Source organism: Rhodococcus sp. Leaf278 (assembly GCF_001426085.1).
GTDB lineage: Bacteria > Actinomycetota > Actinomycetes > Mycobacteriales > Mycobacteriaceae > Rhodococcoides.
In genome coordinates, this window is record NZ_LMRR01000010.1 from 76,941 (window position 1) to 99,641 (window position 22,701).

The window sequence follows — 22,701 nt, forward strand, 5'->3', positions numbered from 1 at the left end:
TGCATGGAACTTCGTAGTGGACTACGAAGTTCCGTGCACATGGGAGCGTCAGCGACCTGTCGCCCGCAAGATGACTCGAGCCGTCTCGACGGGCTGATCCCAGTGGGGAAAGTGTCCGCACTTGTCGAACCAGTGCAGGGTGGCGTCGGGGAACCGCTCCAACGCCACCGTTGCCTGGCTGGGAGTCGTCACCTTGTCCTGACGGCCCCAGCCGATGAGCAGCGAGCCTTGCAACGACCCCTTCGGCGCACCGAGCTGCTTCGGCCCGTGGATCAAGGCCTTGCGGGCGGCGTCCAGTGACGGCGAAGTCTTGGCCGAGAAGCCCTTCAGCTCCCGTTCGACCAGTCCCTTCGGCAACTTCCACGGCGCAGCCGAGAACTGTGCCAGCGCAGCCGTTCTCGTCACCGGATTACCGGCCAGGAACGGCACCAGCGGCTGAACGTTCTTCATCAGTGCCAGTGACGCGGTGATCGTGGCTCCGAAGATCTTCACCTGACGGTCGTTCCAGAAGCCGCCGGGATCGAGTGCCACCATCGAGCCCCGGTGACCGCGGCGGCCGAGCTCGACGACCATGCGCGCGCCCATCGAACTACCGACGAGATCGGCGTCCGACAGTCCCTCGTCGTCGAGATACGTCCGAAGCGCGTCGGTGAGGGACGCGATCGAGACCTCGGGCAGCGGCGGTGTCTGCCCGAATCCGGGCAGATCCAGGGCGATCACCTCTCGATGCGCGGCCAGCGCTGGGACGATGGGGTCCCAGTTTCGGTGTGAGGATCCGAGCCCGTGCACGAGGACAAGCGGCTTACCGCGTCCGGTTCTGACGTTGTACATACCCCTGCATGTACCCCTGGACCGTCGATCTACACATTCGGGCTGTAATGCGAGGGGTCCGAGCGTCGCTCCACGGGCGGCAGGTTACGAGCCGGCGTGTGCACCAACGGTGCGGTCGCCGACATTCGACCGAGAGCGCGATCCCATCCCGCCCGGCCACGCGGATGCAGTCGACGCCGCGGTGGCACGAGACCGAACACCAGGTTCACTGCTCTACCGAACAGCGCCAACCTCTGCTCGTCCCGCGCAGACCAGCGGTAACCGAGGAGTTCGCGCACCGGCTCGTCGTAGAGCCCGACGGTGATCCAGACGAACAACGCAGCCACCGGACGCCGCACCACCGCCCACACCCACAGCGGTAGCCAGGCCGCGTACGGCGGTGGCCCCAGCTTCGACAGGTCCAGGACCCCGCGGGCGGCCTTGTTGTCTTCCAGCACGTTTCGACACATGTGCAGCCAGTACTGCTGAAACTCGGGCCAGCTCGCGGGCACCGGACGCATACTCATGCCGTAGAGCCGGTACCACTGCACGTGCTCGTCGAACAGTTGCACTTTCTGCGCCTCGGTCAGTCCGCCCATGAAACGGTCGGCGGTGAGCACCGTGCCCATGAAGAAGGTGGCGTGCGCCCAGTAGAACGTGTCGGGATCGAGGGCGTGGTACTTGCGGCCCTTGGCGTCGATTCCCTTGACGTTCGTGTGGTAGCCGCGCACTTCGAGCGCGGTCTGCTCGGCTCGGTCGCCGTCGAACACCACCCCGCCGATGGGATACAGGGATCGGTACAGGCGCTGCCAGCGCTCGTCGAAGAACGTCGAATGCTGCTCGACACCGGCACCCAGGCCGGGGTGCATGTTCTGCATCGACCCGGACCAGACGCCCTGCAGCATCCCCCGCCAGTCGCCGAAGTATTCCCAGGTGAGCGAATCGGGACCGAGCGGGACCGGGCTGCCACTCTGACTACGCATGTTGTCAGACTAGGTTTGACAACATGCGTAGTCAACAGTTGGAGGAGCGTAAGGCCAAGCGGTACGACGCATTGCTCGCCGCAGGGGTCGAGCTTCTGGGCTCTCAGGACGGTCCGGCCGTCAACGTGCGCGCTGTCTGCCGAACCGCCGGACTGACCGAGAGGTACTTCTACGAGTCCTTCACCGACCGGGACACCTTCGTCCGGGCGGTGTACGCGTGGGTGGGGTCGCGGGCGCGAACAGCCCTGGAGAACGCCATCTCGGACGCGTCGCCCGAGGACACCATCGCCGCGCCGGTCCGAGCGTTCGTCGAGCTCATCATCGACGAACCGCGAACCGGACGGGTGCTGCTCATCGCGCCGTTGGCGGAAGCAGCGCTGAGCCGCCGCGGTCTGGATCTGCTCCCCGGCTTCGTCGAATTGGTGCAGGCGCAACTTCCCGCTAGCGAAGACCGACAGCTGATCGCCGTCGGAACCGTCGGCGCACTGACCGCCCTGTTCATCGGCTACCTGGACGGCACTGTCACGGCCACCCGCGAAGCCCTCGTGGCGCATTGCATTCGGCTGATTTCCGATGCCTCCGTGCGAGGATGACACCACCTCTAACCGAAGGAGTTCTTCCATGTCCGATCTCGATCAGTCGTTCGCCGACGCGCAGGTAGACGTCAAGAAGCTCACCTCCAAGCCGAGCAACGACGATCTGCTGAGCCTGTACTCGCTGTACAAGCAGGGTTCGATCGGCGATGCCACGGGTAAGCGTCCCGGACGGCTGGACATGGTGAACCGTGCGAAGTTCGATGCCTGGGCGAAGCTCGAAGGTACGAGCCAGGATTCGGCGAAGCAGCAGTACGTGGATCTGGTGACCAAGCTCCTCGCCGGCTGAGCCTACGGCTATGGTCGAGTGCGGGGGTTAACGCAACGAAGGGACCCGCATGAGACGCACCGACAGCGACGTCGACGAGGCCGATCTCGACATCGAGAAGCCGAAGACGCATGCGGCGGGCGCGACCGCCGTCGCGGTGTCGATGAAGCGCGCGCTGGGACACATGGGTCCGGTGCGCACTGCGCAGACGCTGCTCAAGCTCAACCAGGCCGAGGGCTTCGACTGCATGAGTTGCGCGTGGCCGGATCCCGATCCCGGCCACCGCCATGCCGCAGAGTTCTGCGAGAACGGTGCCAAGGCCGTCGCCGAGGAGGCAACGACAACGCGGGCGACCCCGGAGTTCTTCGCGCAGCACAGCATTGCCGAGCTGGACTCCCACACCGAACACTGGCTCGGCCAGCAAGGCCGAATCACGCACCCGATGATCAAGCTGCCCGGCGGCAGCCATTACGAGCCCATCGAGTGGGACGACGCGTTTCGCTTGATCGGTGACGAGTTGAAGAGCCTGGCCAGTCCGGACGAGGCCATCTTCTACACCTCGGGTCGCGCCTCCAACGAGTCCGCATTCACGTACCAGTTGTTCGCGCGGTCGTTCGGGACCAACAACATGCCCGACTGCTCCAACATGTGTCACGAGTCGACGTCCATCGCTCTGCAGGAATCCATCGGCATCGGCAAGGCCAGCGTCACGCTCGACGACGTTCATACCGCCGAACTGATAATCCTGGCCGGCCAGAATCCCGGCACCAATCACCCCCGTATGCTCTCGGCCCTCGAAATGGCGAAGCAGAACGGCGCAAAGATCCTGTCCATCAACCCCCTTCGCGAAGCGGGTCTGCTGAACTTCAAGAACCCGCAGACCCCGCGGGGCATGGTGGGACCGGGAACGGATCTATCGGATCTGCACCTCTCCATCAAGATCAACGGCGATCTCGCACTCTTCCAGGCCATCGGCTCGCTGCTGGTGCAATGGGACGCACTCGATCACGAGTTCATCGACAACTACACCGTCGGCTTCGACGCGTGGAAAGCGCACGTTGCCGAGGTCGATTGGGATCTCGTCACCGAGGTCACCGGATTGTCGGTTGCGCAGATCACCGAGGCCGCCGAGATGCTGCGCGACTCCAAGGCCACCGTGTTCTGCTGGGCGATGGGTCTGACACAGCACCGCAACGCTGTCGCCACCATCAAGGAAGTCACCAATCTTGCGTTCGCGCAAGGCAACATCGGCAAGGCCGGCGCCGGTCTACTGCCGGTTCGTGGCCACTCGAACGTGCAGGGCGACCGCACGATGGGTATCTGGGAGCGCCCCCCGGTGGCGTTCCTCGACGCGATGGCCGCGGAGTTCGACTTCGAGCCGCCGCGTGAGAACGGCTTGGACACCGTCGATTCCATCCGTGCCATGCGCGACGGCAAAGCCCATTTCTTCCTCGGACTCGGCGGCAACTTCGTGCAGGCCACGCCCGACAGTGACGTGACGTTCCAGGCGCTGCGCAAGATGCGCATGACGGTCCAGATCTCCACCAAGATCAACCGATCCCACCTCGTCTGCGGCGAGACCGCCCTGATTCTGCCTACCTTGGGGCGCACCGAGAAGGACGTGCAAGCGAGTGGAGACCAGTGGATCTCGGTCGAGGATTCGACGTGCTCGGTGCATTCGTCCCGTGGCCCGCTGAAGCCGGCGAGCCCCCACCTGCGCTCGGAGGTTGCGATCGTCAGCGGTATCGCCGAGGCGACACTCGGTGACCGATACGGCCTCGACTGGAAGGGTTTCCGCGACGACTACCGCAACATTCGCAAGCACATCTCGCGTGTCGTCGCCGGCTGCGAGGGCTACGAGGTCAATGTTCGACGCCCCGGCGGCTTTGTTCTTCCGCACCCGCCCCGCGACAGTCGGACCTTCGAAACCAAGAGCGGCCGAGGCGAATTCGCGGTGTCACCGATCGACGTGCTGCAGGTTCCGCCGGGCCATCTGATCCTGCAGACGCTGCGCAGCCACGATCAGTTCAACACCACGATCTACGGCCTCAGCGATCGGTACCGCGGCATCGAGAACGGCCGACGCGTCATCTTCGTGCACAGAGAAGACATCTCCACGCTCGGCTTCCGCAACGGCGACATGGTCGACCTGGTCGCCAAGTGGGACGACGACGACATCGAACGATGCGCGCCGTCCTTCCGCATCGTCGAGTACGACACCCCACGTGGGTCGGCTGCCGCGTACTACCCGGAAACAAACCCGCTGATCCCGCTGGATTCGACTGCGCTGCACAGCAACACCCCCACCTCCAAGTCGGTGATCATCTCGATGGTCCCGGCGGGGACGGGTGTGCAGGGTACGGCCAACGGCCATCAGGACAACGAGGGCTCGGACGAGGGGCACAAGTCGCACCCGCAGCCGCACCACTTGAGCTGACCGAACTCAGCTGAACGACCGAACCAGGACCGCCGCGTCGGTGAATTGATGTCGCATCAGTTCACCGGCGGCTCGGTGGTCCGATCGACGCATTGCCTCGATCAGTTCGTCGTGTCCACGCACCGCCCGTTGTCCCCACTCGGCGTTGGACGCATGCAGATGCGTCGGGGTGTATTTGACGGCACCGAGCAGAAACCACGCCAAAGTGGTGCCGCCCGCGATTTTGTTGATGGCGCGATGGAACTCGAACTCACACCGTTCGACGGCTTCGGCGTCGGCGCGTGTCACGGCCTCGCGTAGGTCGTCGTTGAGGGCGGTCAACTGCTGGAGATGCTCCGCCGTGACCCGCCCGGATGCCCGTTCGGCCAACGCAGCAGCAATCGTGCCCTGCAACCAGAAGATGTCGTCGATGTCCTGTTGTGTCAGTTCCACGACGCGGTAGCCGCGATTCGGCACCTGTTCCACCAGTCCCTCACCACGCAACGCCACGAGTGCTTCGCGGACCGGAGTGGCACTGACACCCAGCTCGGCCGCCGCTTCCTCGATCCGCACGAACGAGCCGGGCCGTAGGAGTCCCGTGACGATCCGTTGGCGAATGCGGCCGGCGACGTCCTCGGACAACTGGGGTCGGCGGGGCATCGAACGCTTCGAGGACGCAGCTCGGGTCAGATCGAGAGTCATGAATCTGCTCCTGCTCTTGCACGACCGGGCAGCGGGGTTGTAGCAACCGAAGGTGACGCATAGTGTGGCCTGGACAACATTGAATCACATCAAATATATGTGATGCGATCTGCTGGAGGATTGAACCCGTGACGGACCAGATCGAACAAACGAACGACGCCACCTTCGAAAGCCTCGACCCCAGAACGGGAACCGCCCTCTCCACCTACCCGGTCGCGGATTCCGCCGACGTGGCCGCGGTCGTCGGGTGCGCTCGGTCGGCTGCGCGGTGGTGGGACGCTCAGGGTTTCGCCGGACGAAAGCGTTGGCTGCTGGAATTCAAATCCGCCGTTGCCCGCGACGCCGCGAGCTTGGCCACGGTCATCGCCGCCGAAACGGGTAAACCCGACGAGGACTCGCTGCTCGAGGTCATGCTGGGCGTCGAACATCTCGATTGGGCTGCGCGCAATGCCGAGAAGACTCTCCGGCAGCGCAAGGTCGGATCGGGTCTGCTCGCCGTCAATCAGAAGGCGTACGTGGGATACCGCCCCTTCGGTGTCGTCGGGGTCATCGGACCGTGGAACTACCCGCTCTACACCCCGATGGGTTCGATCGCCTACGCACTGGCCGCAGGCAACACCGTCGTGTTCAAGCCGAGCGAACTCACGCCCGGCGTCGGAGTGTGGCTGGCAGAGAAGTGGGCATCGCTGGCCGTTCCGCATCCGGTCTTCCAGACAATCACCGGCGACGGTTCCACCGGTACGGCCCTGGTCGAATCTGGCGTCGACAAGATTGCCTTCACCGGGTCAACGGCCACGGCCAAGAAGGTGATGGCCACGTGCGCGAAATCGTTGACGCCGTTGATCGCCGAATGCGGCGGCAAGGACGCGATGCTCGTCGACTCCGACGCGAACATCGCGGCCGCAGTCGAGTTCGCGACGTTCGGCGCGATGGGCAATGCCGGCCAGACCTGCGCGGGCGTCGAACGTATCTACGTTGCCGCACCGGTGTACGACCGGTTCGTCGGTGAATTCACCGCCGCCGTACGGGCATTGAAGCCCGGTGGAACCAAGACCTCGTCCTACGGCCCGATGACTTTGGGCAAGCAGAGCGAGATCGTTCGAGGCCAGATCGAGGACGCATTGGCCAAGGGCGGCAAAGCCGTTGTCGGCGGTCTCGATTCGCTGCACGGGCCGTACATCGACCCGGTGATCCTGACCGATGTACCCGAGGATTCCACCGCCATCACCGAGGAGACCTTCGGCCCGACAGTCGTGGTCAACAAGGTGCGAGATCTGGACGAGGCCATCGAGCGGGCCAATGCCTCCAAGTACGGACTCGGTGCCTCGGTGTTCACCCGGGACGACGCAGTGGGGAGGCGTGCCGCGGAGAAGCTCGATTGCGGAGTGGTGACGGTCAATTCGGTGCTCGGCTTCGCCGGGGTTCCGGCGCTACCGTTCGGCGGCACCGGAGACTCCGGATTCGGCCGGATCCATGGGGCCGACGGCCTGCGTGAGTTCAGCACCGTCAAGTCGATGACGGTGCAGAGCTTTGCCGCTCCGGTGAATCTGTTGACGATGAAGCGCAAGGCACGAAACATGAAGCTCTCGGTTCTGGCACTGAAGCTTCGGCACGGACGACGCTGATCATGGAGGTCACGCCGAAGAAGGGGCGATTCGGCTGGCTCGCGCGCATAGAGGAACTCGACCCGGTGCGGGATTGCCACACGATTCACCGCATCACCGCCGGGTACGAGTTCCCGTGGGACTATCAGCGCGCCCTCGAATTTGCGCTGTTCCGTACGTATTGCGTTCCGACAATTTCCGCGTTGCTCGCCGCGACGGGCGAGTTCGAGAAGCGCCCACAGAAGCGCTACGACGACACCTCTCTGTTGATGTCGGAAATGCTCGAACACGGATACGACTCGGAGCGGGGACGAGAATCGCTTCGAGTGGTCAATCGGATGCACGCGCAGTACGACATCTCGAACGACGACATGCTCTACGTGCTGACGACGTTCATCTACGAGCCGATCGAGTGGATCGACACGTACGGGTGGCGTCGCCTGCATCCCAACGAGCGTCTCGCCACGTTCCACTTCTACTGCGAAGTAGGAAAGAGGATGGGCATCAAGGAGATTCCCGAGTCCTACACCGAGCTGGCCCAGTTCAAGCTCGACTACGAGGAACGCACGTTCCGGTTCAGTGAAGACAATCGACGCATCGGCACCTACACCCTCGATCTCTACTGCTCCTGGTTCCCCGCTGTGCTCACGCCCGCGGTAAAGCAGGGAGTGTTTGCGCTGCTGGACGACCGGATGGCCCACGCCTTCGGCTTTCCCGCCGGCTCGCCCGCGGTGGAACGAGTCGCGGTACGGGCGCTGCGCGCCAAGGCCCGTATCGAACGGTTCCTACCCACGAGAAAGCACTCACGCACGACAGCCGACCCGAGCAACAAGACCTATCCCGGCTATCCCGTCGGGTACAGCCCGCGAGATCTGGGCACCGCGGCTACACCGCCGATTCGCAGTTGTCCGGTGACAACGGCGTCACTGCGAACTCGATAGGTCAGAGTCCGTCCACCCAGCGGCCGAAGGCATCGCGAAACTCCGATGAGAGCGGCAGCGGAGCAAGTGCAGTGTTGGGATCCGCGGGCAGCGGGCCGAGCTCACCCAACATGTGTGAGCTGTTGGCGAAGCGCGCAAAGTCGAGGTCGGTGTGCCCCAGGGCCACTCGCATGTTCTCGACCTGGCCGCACGAGACGTTGAGGTCCTTGTCCGAGCAGGTCAGGAACGAGGAGTACGAGTCCGGCAGTGCGGCAGCCAAATCCGCCGGGTCCGTCGCATCGGCTTCGCGCAGGAAAGTGGCGCTCTGCCGCAGTCCCAGACCGTCGACGATCGAGTCCGGCTCGGCGGACAACGCCCGCCCCGCGCGAATATCGGCGACGGCCTGGGCAAAGCGATCCCGGGACGTGGCGGCCTGCTTCTGGGTGAATTGACCCATCGCCACCGCCTGGTCGATGTTTCTGTTCACCTGCGCGGTCAACAAGTCGAGGTAGCGGATCGACAACGGCTCGAGCAGTCCGACATGGCTGAACGCCGCACTGTCGGCGTCGGCCAGACGCAACGCCGTCAATGCACCCTCGCTGTGCCCGATCACCGTCGTGCGATCCGCCCCGACACCCGTCCGCTGTTGCAGGAATGCCAATGCGTCCGCGGCATTGTCGACCTGCGCCTCGAAGCCGGGAGGGTTGTTGGGGTCTGCACCTGCCAGTCCGGTACGACCGCTGCCGAGCTTGTCGAATCGCAGACTTGCGATGCCGCGTCGGGACAGCTCGTCGGCAACGTACGCGGTCGTGTTCAGCTGCAGATCACCCGAGTTTCCGTTGCGATCGGTCGGCCCACTGCCCGGTAACACCAAAGCCACGCCGCGGGTTTCACCGACGGGCGTGCGAAGGCTGCCGTAGAAGGTGACGCCACCGGACTCGAAACTCACCTCGGAGTCGAGCGCGTCATCCGGCGACCACGGGACATCGATCGGAGCAGCGACAGCGGTACCCGCGCCGACAAGAAGGAGCATCGACGCGGCCAGTCCGGCCAGCAGTCTTCCGGTGTGCAGCATGGAGCCAGGGTAACAATCCGACCGCCCGTTCCGACACTGCTCGACCGCCGATACGCAACCGACAATCACTGTAAGCTGCATCACATTTCATCGTGCTCGACAGAAATATTGGAGCAGTCCATGAGCGAACGGTCCGGCGTCGACGAGTGCATCGAGCAACCCCATCTCGCGCGCCGGAACAATTGGAACAATCAGGTCCGACGGCACGCTTTGATGCAGCCTGCGGCCGTGGCGCTTCGGTTCCAGGGCCGATCGATCACCTGGCGCGAACTCGACGACAGAGTGTCGAGGTTCGCCGGCGCACTCGCCGGTCTCGGCGTCGAATTCGGTGACCGCGTGCTCATTCTGATGCTCAATCGACCGGAGTATCTCGAGGCGGTCCTGGCGATCAACGCTCTCGGCGCACTGGCCGTGCCGGTGAATTTTCGCATGACTGCACCGGAGGTGGCGTTCCTCGCGCAGAACAGCGGAGCGACCGTGGTGATCACCGACGAGACACTCGCCCCTCTGGCCGAAGCAGTGGTCGCACAGAGTGATTCGCTCAACGCCGCCGTCACCGTCGGGGAGTCGTACGAAACTCTGCTCTCGGGCAGCGAGCCCGCGGACATCGTCGACGTCCCCGACGACGCTCCCGCACTGATCATGTACACCTCGGGCACCACCGGCAGGCCGAAGGGTGCGGTGCTGACCCACGCCAACATGCAGGCACAGGCGCTCACCTGCATTCGGGCACTTCAGATGAACGCCACCGACGAAGTCGGCTTCTGCGCGTCGCCGATGTTCCATATCGCCGCACTGGGCAGCCTCGCGCCCAGTCTGCTGCTCGGCATCCCGACCGTCGTCCATCCTGTCGGCGCTTTCGATGCGGGGACGCTGCTCGACGTCCTTGCCGCCGAAGGAGTCACCAACCTGTTCCTCGTCCCGGTGCAGTGGCAGGCCATGTGCGCCGAGCAGGCGCGCAGTCCCAGAACGCTTGCGCTGCGGGTTGTTTCCTGGGGTGCCGCACCGGCGTCCGACACGGTCCTGCGAGCGATGTCGGAGACCTTCCCCGACGCGCTGAACGTGGCGGTGTTCGGACAGACCGAGATGTCGCCCATCACCTGCGTGCTCGACGGAGTCGATGCCCTGCGCAAGATCGGCTCGGTCGGACACGTGATCCCGACCGTGTCGGCGCGCATCGTCGACGACGAGATGAACGATGTGGCTCCAGGTGAGATCGGCGAAATCGTCTATCGCGGACCGACAACGATGCGTGAATACTGGGAGAACCCGGACGCGACGGCCGACGCTTTCCACGGCGGATGGTTTCATTCCGGCGACCTCGTGCGTCAGGACGAGGAGGGTTTCGTGTTCGTCGTCGATCGCAAGAAAGACATGATCATCTCCGGCGGCGAGAACATCTACTGCGCCGAGGTCGAGAACATCCTGTTCGCTCACCCCAGGATCCGCGAAGCCGCGGTCATCGGCCGGCCCGACGAGCGATGGGGCGAGGTACCCGTTGCGGTGGTCGCGCTGCACGATTCCGAGGACGCTCCGGATCTCACGCTCGACGAGTTGATCGTCTGGCTCGGCGACCATCTGGCTCGGTTCAAGCACCCCAAGGAATTGGTCGTCGTCGACGCGCTCCCACGCAACGCGAGCGGCAAGGTTCTCAAGGTCGCCCTCAGGAAGTCTTACGCTCCGGCAACAGTCTGACGACCCCGATACGTGGCGTCGAACACCCGCTGTTTCGGGGTCCGGATGGGCCTAAGTGCTGGTCGGGGCACACCGCGAATCGGATAGGACGTAGCCTGGCTGGGAAGGTTCGGTGGCTCGGCCGTGAATGACATCCGTGTTGTTCGGTTAGATTGGAAGAGCCACCAGGCACGATGCAAGAGGGTCGAGACCTGTCAACGAGCGACGGGTCACCACAATCGAGGAGAACAGGCCATGGCTTTACCAGTATTGACACCGGAACAGCGCACCGCGGCGCTGGCCAAGGCGGCCGAGGCACGCACTGCGCGGTCGAAGCTGCTCGCATCCGTCAAGTCCGGCGAACTCAGCGTCGCTGACGTTCTCGCCAAGGCGGAGAACGACGAGATCGTCAAGAAGACCAAGGTGTCCGCCCTGATCAAGGCCCTGCCGGGTGTTGGATCCGTGCGCGCCGCACAGCTGCTCGAGCAGCTGTCCATCGCCGATACCCGCCGTATCGGTGGCCTCGGTGCCAACCAGCGCGAAGCACTGCTGGCTGCCGTCGCATCCTGATTCGCAACTTGCGATAACGCGTTACCTGCAGGGCTAGCATTTCGACCATGAACGTCGAAGTGACCCTGCTGCCGGGAATCGGGGTGCGGAAAGATTTCGCCCTCGCTTCCGGGCGCCGCATAGGCGTCATCACCCGCAAGGACGGCGCAAACGAGTTGATCGTTTCGCGCAAGGATGACCCCGATGCGACGCAGGCATCGATCACGCTGAGCAATGAGGAAGCGGCGGCCCTGGGCAATCTGCTCGGGTCGCCGCAACTCATCGCTCAGCTCGGGGAAGAGCATCGCGACCTCCCCGGAATCAACACTCGCCAACTTCCCATTCGGGCGAATTCACGGTTCGTCAGCCGCACCCTCGGCGACACCACCATGCGCACCAAAACCGGAGTATCGGTCGTCGCTGTCATGCGCGCCGGCCAGGTACAACCGTCGCCCACCCCCGACTTCACGCTGGCCGCAGGTGACCTGCTGGTCGCAGTGGGTACCGCGGATGGACTGGACGCAGCAGCCAAGTTACTCGGCAATGCCTGAGATCCGTCGGGCCTGAGCAATGGCCGAGAGCGCACTTGCCCTCACCGAGCTGGGCGCAGTGTTCTTCGTTCTCGGACTTCTCGCTCGTCTCGCGGGGCGAATCGGTGTCTCCCCCATCCCGTTCTATCTGCTCGGCGGTCTCGCATTCGGCAACGGCGGCATCATCAACCTCGGCGGCATCGGCGAATTCAGCGAGATCGCCAGCGAAATCGGCGTCATCCTGTTGCTGCTTCTGCTCGGACTCGAATACACCGCCGCCGAACTCGTCACCGGGCTACGCCGATCCTGGATGGCCGGACTGCTGGACATCGCATTGAACTTCGCGCCCGGCGCAGTGGTCGCGTTGATCCTCGGCTGGGGCGGAGTCGGGGCACTGGTGATGGGCGGCGTCACGTACATCTCGTCGTCGGGCATCATCGCCAAAGTGCTCACCGATCTGGGCCGACTCGGAAACCGTGAAACGCCCGTCGTGCTGTCCATCCTGGTGTTCGAGGACCTGGCGATGGCCATCTACCTGCCGATCCTGACTGCGGTTCTGAGCGGAGTGAGCTTCCTCGGCGGTCTGCAAGCCCTCGGGATCTCACTGTTGGTCATCACCTTCGTGCTCGTCGTGGCGCTGCGCTACGGCAGATTCGTCTCCGCCATCGTCGACAGTCCCGACCGCGAGGTCGTCCTGCTCAAAGTGCTCGGATCGGCGCTGCTGGTCGCCGGCATCGCGTCGGAACTGCAGGTCTCCGCGGCGGTCGGTGCGTTCCTGCTCGGCATCGCCATCTCCGGGTCGACGGCCGACAACGCCACCCGCATCCTCGAACCACTCCGCGATCTGTTCGCGGCGATGTTCTTCGTGGTCTTCGGGCTCGCTACCGACCCCGCAACCATCCCACCGGTACTGGGTTGGGCGGTCGTGCTGGCAGTCAGCACAACCGCCACGAAGGTCGCGACCGGCTGGTGGGCGGCTGGGCGTCAGGGAATCGGGAGACCGGGTCGACTCCGCGCAGGTGCGGCGCTGGTTGCGCGCGGAGAATTCTCCATCGTCATCGCGGGTCTCGCCGTGGCTGCAGGCGCGGTGGAGGGCGAACTGGCGGCTCTGGCGACGGCGTACGTGCTGTTGATGGCCATCCTGGGACCGATCGCAGCCCGCGTCGTCGAACCCGTCGCGCGGGTAGTACTCCGCACCAAGCCCGCGGTGTGATTGGCTTTTCGACATGGCAGACAAGCGGACGGCTCTGAGGCGACGGCCGCAGCTGTCCGAGGAAGTCGCCAGCCACGTCCGGCACCGCATCATGTCCGGCGAAGTGAGCCCGGGGGACTTCATCCGCCTGGACGAGACCGCAGCCGAGCTCGGAGTGAGCGTCACCCCGGTGCGTGAAGCACTGCTGACCTTGCGCGGCGAGGGCATCGTCGAGCTCGTTCCGCACCGCGGCTACGTGGTGTCGCCCCTGACGCCGACCGACATCGTGGATATCTTCTGGTTGCAGGGCACGATCGCAGTCGAATTGGTACGCCGCGCGGCCCCGAAGATCACCGAGACCGAACTCGACCGACTCGCCGAACTCACCGCGGCACTGTCCACCGCCGTCGAGAACGGCAAGGCCGAGGACGTCGAGAACATCGAGTTCGAGTTCCATCGCGTACTGAACCGGCTGGCCGAGTCGTCCAAGTTGGCGTGGTTTCTCAACAACGCCACCCGCTACACCCCCACCCGCCTGTACGCGACCGACCGCGAATGGGGACGGGCAGCAGTGCGCAACCACGAGGAGCTCATCGAGGCTCTGGTTCGAAACGACATCGACGCCGCCTGCGAATTGATGAAGCAGCAATTCACAGACGGCGCCGAGAGGTTGATCGCGCATCGGGCTTCGCCCTCGTGAGCGTTTTGCGCCCCTAGGGGTACTCAAAACGCGCACGACCTTCTAGCGCAGCGAGGCGGGAACCTGGAAGCGATCGCCGTACTTCTTGACCAATTCGTCTGCACGAGTGACGAATCCGGCCTGGCCACCCGGGTAGCCGACGACGTACTGGTGCACGCCGCCCGTCCAGGCCGGGAAGCCGATGCCGAAGATCGAGCCGATGTTGGCGTCGGCGGTGGTGTTCAGAACACCTTCGTCGAAGCACTTCTGCGTCTCGATGGCCTCGATGAACAACATGCGCTCCTTGAGGTCCTCGAACGGAATGTCCGCCGAACCCGACTTGAACGCATCACGCAGTCCGGGCCACAGGCCGGCGCGCTTGCCGTCCTCGTACTCGTAGAAGCCCGCGCCCTTGGCCTTCGACGGACGCTCGAACTCGTCGACCATCTTGTCGATGACCTCGCCGGCCGGATCCTCGGGCGGGGTTCCACCGGCAGCCTTGATGGCGTCGTAGGTTTCCTTGCGGATCTTCTGCATCAGGTTGAGCGTGAGCTCGTCCGAAAGCTGCAGCGGCGCAGCCGGGTAACCGGCTTGTAGACCGGCCTGCTCGATGGTGGACGGCTCGACGCCCTCACCCAGCATCGCGATGGCCTCGTTGATGAACGTGCCGATCACGCGAGAGGTGAAGAAGCCGCGACTGTCGTTGACGACGATCGGGGTCTTCTTGATGATCTGCACCAGGTCGAATGCCTTGGCCAAAGCCGCATCCGACGTCTTCTCGCCGCGGATGATCTCCACCAGCGGCATCTTGTCGACGGGTGAGAAGAAGTGGATGCCGATGAAGTCTTCCTGACGCTTGATGCCCTGAGCCAAGCTCGTGATGGGCAGCGTCGAGGTGTTGGAGCCGAGCAGCGCCGTCGGATCGACGAGGTCCTCGATCTCCTGGAAGACCTTCTGCTTCAACTCTTCCGACTCGAAGACGGCCTCGATGACGAGGTCGGCACCTTCGACGTCCTGGGCATCGGCGGTCGGGTGGATACGCGCGAGCAGAGCGTCCGACTTCTCCTGGGTGGTCTTGCCACGCGAGAGTGCCTTGGCCTCGATGGCCTCGGAGTACGCCTTGCCCTTCTGTGCCGACTCGATGGCAACATCCTTGAGCACCACGTCGATTCCGGCCTTGGCACACACGTACGCGATGCCCGCGCCCATCATGCCTGCGCCGAGAACCGCGACCTTGGTGAAGGTGGTCTTCTCGATGCCGTCGGGACGAGACTTACCCGCATTGATCGCCTGCAGGTCGAAGAAGAATGCCTGAATCATGTTCTTGGACACCAGGCCGGTGACCAACTCGGTGAAGTACCGCGACTCGATGGTCGACGCATTGTCGAAATCGACCTGCGCACCTTCGACGGCCGCCGCGAGAATTGCGCGCGGAGCCGGCATCGGAGCGCCCTTGATCTGCTTGCGCAGGTTCGACGGGAACGCAGGCAGGATCTGGGCGAGCTTCGGATTCGAAGGCGTGCCACCGGGAATCTTGTAGCCCTTGACATCCCACGGTGCGACGCCACCCTCGGGGTTGGCCTTGATCCACGCCTTGGCGGTAGGCACCAATTCCTCGATGCTGCCGACCAATTCGTGAATCAAGCCGATCTCGAGTGCCTTCTCCGGACGGAACCGGGTGCCCTGCGCCAGGACCGACATGAAGCCGGTCTGGATGCCGAGCAGTCGCGTCACACGAGTGACACCGCCACCGCCGGGGAGCAGTCCCAGCGACACCTCGGGCAGACCGATCTGCACGCCGGAGACATTGGCGGCGATGCGGTGATGCGTCGCCAGTGCGATTTCGAGTCCGCCGCCGAGTGCCGCACCGTTGATGGCGGACACGACCGGCTTACCGAGCTTCTCGATGCGGCGCAGCTGAGCCTTGACTTCCTGGACCTCGTCGAACACCCGCTGGGCGTCCTCGGGCTGAGCGGAGATGAGGGTGTGCAGGTCGCCACCGGCGAAGAACGTCTTCTTGGCGGAGGTGATCACGACGCCGGTGATGGAGTCGACCTCGGCCTCAAGGCGATCGACGGTGGCTCCCATCGAGTCCTTGTACAGCTGGTTCATCGTGTTGGCGCCCTGGTTGGGGTCGTCCATCGTCAGGACGACGATGCCGTCGGCGTCCTGGTCCCACTGAATCATATTGTCAGACATCGTTTTCCTCAGACTCGCTCGATGATGGTGGCAACGCCCATGCCGCCGCCGATGCACAGGGTGATCAACGCGTATCGGCCGCCGCGGCGCTCGAGCTCGTCGAGCACGGTTCCGGTGATCATGGCACCGGTTGCACCGAGCGGGTGGCCCATGGCGATGGCACCGCCGTTGACGTTCAGCTTCTCGTTCGGGATCTTCAGATCCTTCTGGAAACGCAGCACCACGGAGGCGAACGCCTCGTTGAGCTCGAAGAGATCGATGTCGTCGACGGTCAGGCCCGCGGTCGCGAGAACCTTCTTCGACGCCGGGGTGGGACCGGTCAGCATGATGGTCGTATCGGCACCACTGGTCGCGGTCGCGACGATGCGGGCCCGCGGCACCAGGTTCAGGTCTTTGCCGGCCTGCTCGCTACCGACCAGGACGAGAGCCGCGCCGTCGACGATGCCGGAGCTGTTGCCGCCGGTGTGGACGTGCTCGATCTTCTCGATCCAGTGGTACTTCTGCAGCGCGACGTCGTCGAACCCGCCCATGGCCGCGATACCGGTGAAGGCCGGGTTCAGCTTGCCGAGCGATTCCACGGTGCTGCCCGGACGCATGTGCTCGTCCTGATCGAGGATCAGCAGGCCGTTCTGGTCGGTGACCGGAACGACGGATTTGGCGAAGTAGCCACCCGACCATGCGGCCGCGGCGCGTTCCTGGGACTGGACGGCGTACGCGTCGACGTCCTCGCGGGTGAAGCCCTCGATGGTGGCGATGAGATCGGCACCGATGCCCTGCGGAGCGAAGTAGGTGTCGTAGTTGGTGACGGGGTCCATGGCCCACGCGCCGCCGTCACTGCCCATCGGCACGCGCGACATCGACTCGACGCCGCCTGCGATGACCAGTTCGTCCCAGCCCGAACGCACCTTCTGCGCGGCCAGGTTGACCGCTTCGAGGCCGGACGCGCAGAAGCGGTTGAGCTGAAAGCCACCGACGGTGTCGGGCATCTTCGCAGCGAGCACGGCGGTACGAGCGATGTCGGCACCCTGATCTCCGACGGGTGAGACCACTCCGAGAATGAGGTCGGAGATCCGGTTCTCATCCATGTCCGGGAAACGTCGACGGAGCTCGTCGATCAGGCCCGTCACCAGGGAAATCGGCTTCACCGAATGCAGGGAGCCGTTCTTTCCCTTGCCTCGGGGAGTCCTGATGGCCTCGTAAATGAATGCCTCTGTAGTCACAGCGCGCAGTTCCTTCCAGATACTCGATCTTCTCGCGGTCGCAGTCGCGGCCGACCGCATCGGTGCGAGGCCATGGCAGACCTCAGCTCATGCCACAGTAGGGCCGCGAGAAGATCCGACGTAAGGACCGAAACGAGCGTTGTAGATGACCCGACGATCCGGTTCAGGTTTGAACGACCCGTGCGTGGGACACTCCGATAGATCAGATTTACCGAGCGTGGAAGAAGAGCGACCATGGAAACCGACAACGAATTGACCGTGGGTTCGCGCGTCAAGGTACACATTCGCGCCGCCGGCACCGACGAGAAGGCCGAGCAGGACGCCTACGAGACGGGCGCGATCGTCGAGGATTTCGGCGTTCAGGCCGCCGACACCACGTCGCGTGAGTGGGCTGTGGCCAGGAGATGGGCCGTGGCATTGGACAGCGGGCGACTCGTGTTCGCCGACAACGAGGATCTCACCGTCGGCTGAACCACTCCTCTCTCAGGTCTCCTTGAGCGGTACTGCTCCCAATTCGCTGACCAACAGCTCCATCGCCACCGTTTCCGGGTCGCGGCGAACCGTCGGATCGGCAGGCTCGGCCGCTGCCTTGAGTAGCTCTTCTTCGTCCTCCGGCGTCTCCGGTGGCGGTGGGCCTACCGGCTCCGGCTCGTCGGGGTAATCCGGTGCCTCGGGCATCGGGATGTCGGCATCGCCGGTAGAACCGTCGCCCGCTGATCCGAAACCGTCCGACGTGAGGCGGGAAGCCCCTGCCTGGCTCGGCCTCGAGAACTTCGGCAGCGACGCGGGTTTCGCTGCCGGTTCATCTTTTTTTGCTGATGACTGTTCCGGTGGGGCCGCCGCCCCGACCAGACACACCACCGACCACTCCACCCCGAACACGTCACGCAGGGCGTCGCGAATGACGTCGGCGTTGCGCGGTTCCTCGAGGCGCTTGGCCAGCGGGGCCGAATCGTGGCCGAGCGTGATGGTGCCGTTCTCGACGGTGCGTACCGAGGCACCGGACAGCATGACCTCGACGGTTCTGCTCCGGTCCCGCACCTTGGTGCGGACCTCGGACCACACCGCGCGCACCGCAGCCGCGTCGGGCTCGTTCGATGCAGCGGCAGGGGCTGCCGCAGGTTCCGGTTCCGGCTCGAATACGGGTTCCGGTTCGGGGCCGTAATCGTCCTCCGGTTCCGGCGGGAAATCCTCGTGCGACACGGCGTCAGTCGAACTGTCGTTCGGCTGCGCTGCAACGGAATTCGAGGGCGTCGGATTCGGTGTCGCCGCGGGTTCTGGGGCGGCCGCAGGCTCTGGTTCTCGGGCGGTCTCGGGGGTCGGTGCCGGCTCGGGAGTCTCGACGGGTTCCGGAACGACAGGTTCCGGAGCGGCGGGTTCCAAAGCTGGTGCGGCAGGCACCGGTTCCACAACGGGCTCGGGCGCTACAACAGACGCGGGGGCTGGAGCAGTCGGCGGTGGTGTCGGCGGTGGTGTCGGTGCCGACACGGGTGGTGCTTCAGCAGCCGGAGGCCGTTGAGACGGTCGCTGGAACTTGGTCGGCGCCGTCGAACTGGGCGGTGCAGAACTGGGCGGGGTGAAACTCGACGGCGCGGGTTCCTCGGCGGCGTGCAACTGCGGTCGCGTCGGGTCCGCCGCTGCTTGCGCGACGGCTGCCTGCTCCCCTGCCGGGAGTGTCACATCGAGTCGACGCTCCACCCGCTCGAGTCGTTGCAGCACAGCCGATTCCGCGTCGGAGGCCGAGGGCAGCAGCATCCGGGCGCACATCACTTCGAGGAGCAGACGCGGCGCTGTTGCACCGCGCATCTCACCGAGACCCGAGTGCACGATTTCGGCATAGCGGGTCAGTGTGGCCGAACCGAGCAGGTCCGCCTCGTCACGGAGTCGTTCGAGGACGTCGCCCGGCACGTCGACCAGCCCGCGCTCACCGGCGTCGGGCACGGCCTTCATCAGAATCAGATCGCGCAGCCGATCGAGAAGATCGACGGCGAAGCGGCGTGGGTCGTGGCCCGCGTCCATCACCTTGTCGACGGTGCCGAACAGTGCCCCGCCGTCGCCCGCGGCCAATGCGTCGACGGCCTCGTCGATGAGTGCGACGTCGGTGACGCCGAGCAGCGATAGTGCCCGCGGATACGTGACGCCCTCGGGCCCGGCTCCGGCCAGCAGCTGATCCATGACGCTGAGCGAGTCACGGGGCGAGCCGCCGCCGGCGCGGATGACCAACGGGTAGACCGCATCCTCTACCGGGACCTGTTCCTGGCCGCAGATCTTCTCCAGCAGAACGCGCATCGTCGACGGTGCGAGCAGCCGGAAAGGGTAGTGGTGGGTACGCGAGCGGATGGTGGGGAGCACCTTCTCGGGCTCGGTGGTCGCGAAGATGAAGACCAAATGCTCCGGCGGCTCCTCGACGACCTTGAGCAGCGCGTTGAAGCCCGCCGGGGTCACCATGTGCGCCTCGTCGATGATGAAGATGACGTAGCGCGATTCGGCCGGGGCGTACACGGCTTTGTCGCGCAGATCTCGGGCATCGTCGACGCCACCGTGGCTGGCCGCGTCCATCTCGACGACGTCGAAGTTGCCGGGGCCACCGGGTGCGAGTGCAACGCAGGAGTTGCACACTCCGCACGGCGTCGATGTCGGCCCTTCCGCGCAGTTCAGCGATCGGGCGAGGATGCGAGCCGAGGACGTCTTTCCGCAGCCACGCGGGCCGGAGAAGAGGTAGGCGTGGTTGATTCGGTTGGAATCGAGCGCCACGCTGATCGGCTCGGTGACGTGCTCCTGGCCGACGACTTCGGCGAACGTCGCTGGACGGTACTTCCGGTAGAGGGCCACGCCCGAAAGGGTACCGGCGACCACGGACACACTTGCATCGCGCGTCACCGTGGGCCGGTGGAGACCGCTCTGATGTTCATGATCGCGAAGCTCTCCCTGGTACCGGTGGAATCCGAGAGCGCAAAGAGCCAGTTGCCGTCCTGTAGGGCATCCGAGATCGAGTGCCGCACGATGGCCCCCTTGGAGTTCTGGTAGTCGATCGAGACGGGTGTGCCACGAGCTGCGGCGTCGGTCAACACATCGAGCTCCTTCGGCAGCAACCGGCTGTGATGTTGCAGTGACGCTCGTACTCGCGCCTGGTCGACGCCGCCCGAGTCGCCGGTGCGCAGCAGCCGTGCCAGCTCACGTGGATCGCGTCGATGCCGTGCAGAGAGGACGGCCGGCTGCGTCGTCCGGGCGGTTGCTGCGCGCACCCGAGGTGAGCTGTCGAGTTCGAGCTGCCCGGTATCGGAGTGCCGCACCGGGGAGTATCCGTGCCTGCGAAGCACCGCGATCGTGTCGATCGGTGTTGCCGAACTGATCAGGACCGTGGGCGCGAGGCGATGGAACTCGAGTACCGCCAAGGCCTCGTCTTCCTCGATGGTGGTGAGCAGTACCTGGTCTTGGGAGACGATGGCGCAGGGAATCCTGCGCACGGCGAGTGCGCCGTACGTGCGCCAACAATCCTTGATCGTGTACGCCAGCGCTTGGGGGACGTCGCCCTCGGCCATACCGGTCAGGGCCTCGATCAGCTCGTCACCGGTGCCGCCCGTGTCGAAGAAGCTGCGGATCGTCGCCGGGGTGAACCGCCACACCGACGCCACCTCCCGCGATTCCGGCTGAGCGGCCGCGCCGAGTATCGACGCCACCTCGGTGCTCGGAGGTCCGGTGACCACTGCCGTGGAATCGGGCAGCAACCGCACCGAGAACGGCACCCGGTCGGCCATGTCCTGTAGCTGGTCGGTCAGAGCCGCGGCGATTCGACGGCGATCACCGTCCCGGCCGACGGGAAACTCCGTCAGGATGCTGCACAGATCTGTAGGCGCACCGCCGGCCAGCACCCCGAGTCGAGTGGCCTCGGTCCAGAGAGCACCTACATGACCTGCGCCGGCGCTCGTCGAGACCACGGGAATGTGCCAGTCGAGGTAGCGGGCGAATTCGTCCGGACCCGGCAGCACAGTCGTCCGATCATCGGGACCATCGTGTCGCAGAAGAGCCGTCAGCGCGGTTGAGCGCAGGTCTGCCGCCGCGGGGTCGTCGAGCATCTTCTTGAGTACCGGCACGGCCTTCTGCGAGGCTCGCGGCACCCGGTGGGTGGGGGTGAACGGCGAATACCACCAGGCTGCCAGCAACACGGCCGCCTGCTCGGCTCGCGCACTGGTGGACCACGTTTCGTACGCCGATGTCAATGCGACGCCGGTCTTCCCCCGCTCGGCGATCAAACCGGCTTCACGGGCAAGCATCAGCATCAGGGCGGTGTCGTGTTCTTCGGCGAATCCCAGCCGAGTGGTCAGCGAACGCAGTTCTTTGGCGCTGATGCCACCGGTCTTCATCATCGTCAAGCCGTCGGTATCGACGGACGTCAGCAGCGCCTGCGTGTGCTCGCAGAACTGCAGCAAGGCAATGGAACGAGTCCGCCGTACGTCGTCCTGCGAGAGCACGCGTGTGGCAAAGATCGGCGGAGCGAGTTCGATGGGCAAACGCCACCCCTCCCCTCGCAGCGCGATGCTCACCTCCAACGGCATCTCGACGCGATGCCCGTCCAGTCGATACAGCAGCCCCCGTTCATAGGCGGCGGTGCCCGCGGTCGGCGGCACATCGAAGATCAGGGACACCGGGTTGCCATCGACGAAGCGAGACAGCATCTCTCGCATCTCGACCGGGCCATCGTCATGCAGGGCGCGGATTCGTTCGGGGGTCATTGCGGCTGCGACGGCGTCCGCGCGTGCAGTTCTGTCGAGCCCGGGATCGATCCCCAGACGGGCAAGCAGAGCCAACCGATCCTGTTCGACGGCGCAGCGCAGGAACAACTTTCGCTGCCGCAGAGCCAGTCCGAACGGGTGCGAGAAGACCCCGGACAGATCGACGGGACGGTATTCGACGGTGTCCGATCCAGGGGCGACGTTCGGCCGAATCAGACCGAAGGACATCAATTCGGCCAGCGCGGCATCGATGTCCGGCGACTGGTTCGCCGTCCCCTCACCGGTCCAGTGACCGACCTCGGCTCGACTGAGATCGCCCATGAGGGCGAACAATTCGAGCAGATCCAGCGCACCGCGATCGAGTTTTCGAGGCAGGGCCGCCACTCGCCACGGTGAGCCGAGCAACTGTGCGAGCAATCCGAACGAGCGCGGCGGAGGGTCGGTGGCCACATCCGGTCGGCGGCGCAGCAGACCGATCAATTCGTCCTCGTCGAGCGAGGCCAGCCACTCCTCGTACGTCCCGATACCCTCGGTCATTTTCTACCCCCCGGTGA

19 protein-coding genes are annotated in these 22,701 nt (G+C 64.8%); 11 read left to right on the top strand and 8 right to left on the bottom strand.

All coding sequences use genetic code 11. The features are described from left to right. Nucleotides 1–48 precede the first annotated feature (48 nt). Nucleotides 49–831: an alpha/beta fold hydrolase gene (locus ASG84_RS11565; protein ID WP_057477175.1), complete on the bottom strand. Its 783-nt coding sequence runs from the start codon at nucleotides 829–831 to the stop codon at nucleotides 49–51. A 29-nt stretch (nucleotides 832–860) separates the two neighbouring features. After that, a complete protein-coding gene (locus tag ASG84_RS11570) occupies nucleotides 861–1,793 on the bottom strand; it encodes an oxygenase MpaB family protein (RefSeq protein WP_057477176.1) in 933 nt (310 codons plus the stop codon). Between the two features lie 23 nt (nucleotides 1,794–1,816). On the opposite strand from ASG84_RS11570, the gene ASG84_RS11575 reads away from it, so the two are divergent. The 3 genes from ASG84_RS11575 to ASG84_RS11585 are packed head-to-tail and all read left to right on the top strand — an operon-like array spanning nucleotide 1,817 to nucleotide 5,091. Then, the gene (locus ASG84_RS11575; protein ID WP_057477177.1) at nucleotides 1,817–2,386 is read left to right on the top strand and encodes a TetR/AcrR family transcriptional regulator; all 570 of its coding nucleotides are present in this window, start codon (nucleotides 1,817–1,819) and stop codon (nucleotides 2,384–2,386) included. A 28-nt stretch (nucleotides 2,387–2,414) separates the two neighbouring features. Beyond that, complete coding sequence (locus tag ASG84_RS11580; RefSeq protein ID WP_057477178.1) at nucleotides 2,415–2,675, top strand: acyl-CoA-binding protein; 261 nt, start codon at nucleotides 2,415–2,417, stop codon at nucleotides 2,673–2,675. 49 nt (nucleotides 2,676–2,724) lie between these two features. Continuing rightward, nucleotides 2,725–5,091, top strand: a complete 2,367-nt coding sequence (locus ASG84_RS11585; RefSeq protein ID WP_057477179.1) for an FdhF/YdeP family oxidoreductase — start codon at nucleotides 2,725–2,727, stop codon at nucleotides 5,089–5,091. A gap of 6 nt (nucleotides 5,092–5,097) precedes the next feature. On the opposite strand, the gene ASG84_RS11590 is transcribed toward ASG84_RS11585, so the two are convergent. Beyond that, nucleotides 5,098–5,772 (bottom strand): GntR family transcriptional regulator, encoded by a 675-nt coding sequence (locus tag ASG84_RS11590; protein WP_057477180.1) that lies wholly within the window; start codon nucleotides 5,770–5,772, stop codon nucleotides 5,098–5,100. 107 nt (nucleotides 5,773–5,879) lie between these two features. On the opposite strand from ASG84_RS11590, the gene ASG84_RS11595 reads away from it, so the two are divergent. Together ASG84_RS11595 and ASG84_RS11600 are read left to right on the top strand one after the other, a co-directional pair. Beyond that, nucleotides 5,880–7,397, top strand: a complete 1,518-nt coding sequence (locus tag ASG84_RS11595; RefSeq protein ID WP_442970927.1) for an aldehyde dehydrogenase family protein — start codon at nucleotides 5,880–5,882, stop codon at nucleotides 7,395–7,397. A gap of 2 nt (nucleotides 7,398–7,399) precedes the next feature. Beyond that, complete coding sequence (locus ASG84_RS11600) at nucleotides 7,400–8,317, top strand: oxygenase MpaB family protein (protein WP_057477182.1); 918 nt, start codon at nucleotides 7,400–7,402, stop codon at nucleotides 8,315–8,317. A 1-nt stretch (nucleotide 8,318) separates the two neighbouring features. Here the strand turns inward: ASG84_RS11600 and ASG84_RS11605 are convergent, their stop codons facing one another. Further along, on the bottom strand, nucleotides 8,319–9,371 hold the full coding sequence (locus tag ASG84_RS11605) for an alpha/beta hydrolase (RefSeq protein ID WP_057477183.1): 1,053 nt from the start codon (nucleotides 9,369–9,371) through the stop codon (nucleotides 8,319–8,321). Nucleotides 9,372–9,491: 120 nt separating this feature from the next. Here ASG84_RS11605 and fadD5 point away from each other — a divergent pair, with 120 nt between their 5' ends. From fadD5 to ASG84_RS11630, 5 genes are all read left to right on the top strand, one after another. Continuing rightward, on the top strand, nucleotides 9,492–11,066 hold the full coding sequence (gene fadD5, locus ASG84_RS11610) for a fatty-acid--CoA ligase FadD5 (RefSeq protein ID WP_057477184.1): 1,575 nt from the start codon (nucleotides 9,492–9,494) through the stop codon (nucleotides 11,064–11,066). A 234-nt stretch (nucleotides 11,067–11,300) separates the two neighbouring features. Then, nucleotides 11,301–11,615, top strand: a complete 315-nt coding sequence (gene mihF, locus ASG84_RS11615) for an integration host factor, actinobacterial type (protein ID WP_008712632.1) — start codon at nucleotides 11,301–11,303, stop codon at nucleotides 11,613–11,615. 47 nt (nucleotides 11,616–11,662) lie between these two features. Continuing rightward, on the top strand, nucleotides 11,663–12,145 hold the full coding sequence (locus ASG84_RS11620; protein WP_032379978.1) for a cation:proton antiporter regulatory subunit: 483 nt from the start codon (nucleotides 11,663–11,665) through the stop codon (nucleotides 12,143–12,145). 19 nt (nucleotides 12,146–12,164) lie between these two features. Next, entirely contained in the window at nucleotides 12,165–13,337 is a 1,173-nt protein-coding gene (locus ASG84_RS11625; RefSeq protein ID WP_057477185.1) for a cation:proton antiporter, read from the top strand. 13 nt (nucleotides 13,338–13,350) lie between these two features. Next, nucleotides 13,351–14,016: a GntR family transcriptional regulator gene (locus tag ASG84_RS11630; RefSeq protein WP_057477186.1), complete on the top strand. Its 666-nt coding sequence runs from the start codon at nucleotides 13,351–13,353 to the stop codon at nucleotides 14,014–14,016. A gap of 42 nt (nucleotides 14,017–14,058) precedes the next feature. Here the strand turns inward: ASG84_RS11630 and ASG84_RS11635 are convergent, their stop codons facing one another. Beyond that, nucleotides 14,059–16,194 carry a 3-hydroxyacyl-CoA dehydrogenase NAD-binding domain-containing protein gene (locus tag ASG84_RS11635; protein ID WP_057477187.1) on the bottom strand — a complete coding sequence of 712 codons (2,136 nt, stop codon included), beginning with the start codon at nucleotides 16,192–16,194 and terminating at the stop codon, nucleotides 14,059–14,061. 8 nt (nucleotides 16,195–16,202) lie between these two features. Then, on the bottom strand, nucleotides 16,203–17,414 hold the full coding sequence (locus tag ASG84_RS11640) for an acetyl-CoA C-acetyltransferase (RefSeq protein WP_032379975.1): 1,212 nt from the start codon (nucleotides 17,412–17,414) through the stop codon (nucleotides 16,203–16,205). A gap of 234 nt (nucleotides 17,415–17,648) precedes the next feature. On the opposite strand from ASG84_RS11640, the gene ASG84_RS11645 reads away from it, so the two are divergent. Next, complete coding sequence (locus ASG84_RS11645) at nucleotides 17,649–17,885, top strand: hypothetical protein (RefSeq protein WP_057477188.1); 237 nt, start codon at nucleotides 17,649–17,651, stop codon at nucleotides 17,883–17,885. A gap of 12 nt (nucleotides 17,886–17,897) precedes the next feature. On the opposite strand, the gene ASG84_RS11650 is transcribed toward ASG84_RS11645, so the two are convergent. Next, nucleotides 17,898–20,246 carry a DNA polymerase III subunit gamma and tau gene (locus ASG84_RS11650; RefSeq protein WP_057477268.1) on the bottom strand — a complete coding sequence of 783 codons (2,349 nt, stop codon included), beginning with the start codon at nucleotides 20,244–20,246 and terminating at the stop codon, nucleotides 17,898–17,900. 44 nt (nucleotides 20,247–20,290) lie between these two features. Then, nucleotides 20,291–22,684 (bottom strand): helicase-associated domain-containing protein, encoded by a 2,394-nt coding sequence (locus ASG84_RS11655; protein WP_057477189.1) that lies wholly within the window; start codon nucleotides 22,682–22,684, stop codon nucleotides 20,291–20,293. Nucleotides 22,685–22,701 lie beyond the last annotated feature (17 nt).